Raw genomic sequence first — 2,812 nt, 5'->3', positions numbered from 1 at the left:
ATGCCGTTCTTCTGGCCGATGCGGGCTTCGTCCTGGAACCAGATCTCGACCGGCTTGCCTTTGGACAGGTCCGCGAGGTGCGCGCTCAACGTGCGTGTTTCAGAAATTCGCGGACACCCATTCCGCTAATTCGCGGACAGCGATTTCATTAATTACGGGACAGTGATTCCGCTAATTCCCGGACAGTCCGGGGCGGATATAACGGTCGGTTCTCGGGAGCGCCGTTCTGGCATTTTGCCCTCTCATCATCGGGTTGAGAGGGGCCATGCCAAGACGGAAGCAAGCGAGACGAACGACAGTGAAAGACCTACGATCAATCCTGCGGCTGACGCATGAGCAGGGCCTCTCGGTGCGTGCGGTGTCGGAACGGCTGAAGATCAGCAAGACTTCGGTTTCGACCTATCTGTTGCGGGCACGTGAGGCTGGCGTCTCGGACTGGCCGCTGCCACCGGGCTGTGACGATGACGCATCGCTTGAGCGGCTTCTGTTTCGCCGGGTTGGCCGGCCACCGCAGGATCTGGACGAGCCCGATTGGGCAATGATCTCGCGCGAGCTGAAGCGCAAGGGCGTGACGCTGACGTTGTTGTGGCAGGAATACCGCGCGGCGCATCCCGATGGTTATGGCTACACCTGGTTTTGCGACCGGTTCGGCGCTTTCCAGCGCCGGTCGAGCGCGACGTTCCGCAATCGCCACGAGGCGGGCGCGGTGATGCAGACCGACTATGCGGGCCACACCGTGCCCGTCGTCGATCCCGATACTGGCGTCATCTGCCAGGCTCAGATCTTCGTTGCGGTGCTGGGCGCGTCGTCCTTCACCTTCGCCCATGCCAGCTTCAGCCAGAAACTGCCGGACTGGATCGAGGGCCAGTGCCGGGCACTCGCCTTCTTCGGCGGGGTAACGAAGGCGATCGTCTGCGACAATCTGAAGGCCGGCGTCGCCAAGGCGCTGTGGTTCGAGCCGACGCTCAACCAGACCTTCGCCGCCATGGCAGAATATTACGACACGACGATCCTGCCGACCCGCAGCCGCAAGCCGCGTGACAAGGGCAAGGTCGAGGGCGCGGTGCTGATCGTCGAGCGCTGGGTCCTGGCCCGGCTGCGCACCCGGCGCTTCTTCAGTCTCGGCGATCTCAACGCCGCAATCGCGGTGTTGCTGGAGGATCTGAACAACCGCCCCATGCGCCATGTCGGCAAAAGCCGCCGGGAGCTGTTCGAGGAGATCGAACGAACGGCCCTGTCGCCATTGCCGCCGGCGCCGTTCGAATATGCGGAGTGGAAATCGGCGAAGGTGCATCCCGACTACCATGTCGAGATCGACAGGACCTTCTACTCGGTGCCGCACGCGCTGATCGGGCGGCGCGTGGATGTGCGGCTCACCCACCGGGTGGTCGAGCTCTTCCATGATCACAAGCGCGTCGCCAGCCATGTCCGCCGCTCGCAGCGCTGCGGCCATGTCACCGTCAACGAGCACATGCCCAAGGCGCACCAGCGCTATGCCAACACGACGCCGGCGAACCTGATCCGGCAGGCAGCCGGGATCGGCGCCAATACCGCCATCCTGGTCGAGCGGATGATGCGCGACCGTCCCCATCCCGAGCAGGGATACCGCTCCGCGTTTGGCATCCTCTCGCTAGCCCGTCGCTATGAGCGGGATCGGCTCGAGGCGGCCTGCGCGCGGGCACTGACCATCAATGCGATCACCTACTCCTCCGTCAACGCCATCCTCAAATCCGGCCTCGACCGCGTGCCGCCCGCAGCCGAGCCGGTCAAGCCCACGCCATCGCACACCAACATCCGCGGCGGCTCCTATTATCAATGAAGGAAGGAAACCAACCATGCTGACACACCCGACCCTCGACCAGATGCAGGCTCTCGGCCTTGGCGGAATGGCCGCCGCCTATCGGGACCTGGCCGACCAGAGCAACGCCGACGATCTCAGTCGCGACGAGTGGCTTGGCCTGATGCTCGATCGTGAAGCCGCCATGCGTGCCGACAAGCGTCTGACCAACCGTCTCGCCGTTGCCAGGCTGCGCTTTGTCGACGCCTGCATCGAGAACATCGACTTCGCCGCGCATCGCGGGCTCGACCGGCGCAATACGCTGTCGCTGGTCCAGGGCGCCTGGCTGAAGGCGCACGAGAACCTCATCATCACCGGGCAGACCGGCACCGGAAAGACCTGGCTGGCCTGCGCCTTCGGACGTCAGGCCGCCCGGCTCGACCATTCCGTGCTCTACCTACGCATGCCGCGTCTGTTCGAGGATCTCGCCCTGGCGCGTCTCGACGGCCGCTTTCCCCGTCTCATCGACAAACTGGCTCGGGTGCAACTGCTCATCCTTGACGACTGGGGCACCCACAGCCTGACCGACCAGCAGCGTCTCGATCTGCTGGAAATCTTTGAGGAACGCTATCGCCGGAAATCGACGCTAATCACCGCGCAACTGCCGATCGCCCAGTGGCACGCCATGATCGGCGAGCCGACAATCGCCGACGCCATTCTCGACCGGATCATCCACAACGCCCATCGCGTCACCCTCGAAGGCGACAGCATGAGAAAGCAAAAAACACCGCCGCTCTTGACCGGCGCCGAAAACGGCGAAATCAATCGCAATGAGCTCAACCAGGCAACCGAGGACCGACCCCATCCTGCTGTCCGCGACTTAGTGAAACTGCTGTCCGCGATTTAGCGGAACGACTGTCCCGTTTTTGCGAAATGCGCACTCAACGTGCGCGGGAAGTTTTTTTATACGCCTCGACTATCTCGCCGTCCTGGCCCGGATGACGCGGCCGGGCGCTGATATGAGAGAAGCCGAGT

Annotated in this window: 1 protein-coding gene and 2 pseudogenes; 2 read left to right on the top strand and 1 reads right to left on the bottom strand. The window is 63.4% G+C overall.

The genetic code is table 11. The features are described 5' to 3' along the window. Positions 1-265: 265 nt before the first annotated feature. Together istA and istB are read left to right on the top strand one after the other, a co-directional pair. Positions 266-1,819, top strand: a complete 1,554-nt coding sequence (gene istA / locus C8D77_RS37120; RefSeq protein ID WP_109672940.1) for an IS21 family transposase — start codon at positions 266-268, stop codon at positions 1,817-1,819. A 16-nt stretch (positions 1,820-1,835) separates the two neighbouring features. Further along, a pseudogene (gene istB / locus C8D77_RS37115) lies at positions 1,836-2,558 on the top strand (IS21-like element helper ATPase IstB); the annotation flags it as partial. Positions 2,559-2,710: 152 nt separating this feature from the next. Here the strand turns inward: istB and C8D77_RS39230 are convergent. Beyond that, positions 2,711-2,812, bottom strand: a pseudogene (locus C8D77_RS39230) (helix-turn-helix domain-containing protein); the annotation flags it as partial.

The sequence above is a fragment of the Mesorhizobium loti genome, assembly GCF_003148495.1.
Taxonomy (GTDB): domain Bacteria; phylum Pseudomonadota; class Alphaproteobacteria; order Rhizobiales; family Rhizobiaceae; genus Mesorhizobium; species Mesorhizobium loti.
Note: the sequence above shows the minus strand (reverse complement) of the source record. Positions and strands in the feature narration are given on the sequence as shown.

Coding starts and splice junctions, on each gene's coding strand:
- istA (WP_109672940.1), top strand. CDS start 266: ATGCCAAGACGGAAGCAAGCGAGACGAACGACAGTGAAAGACCTACGA.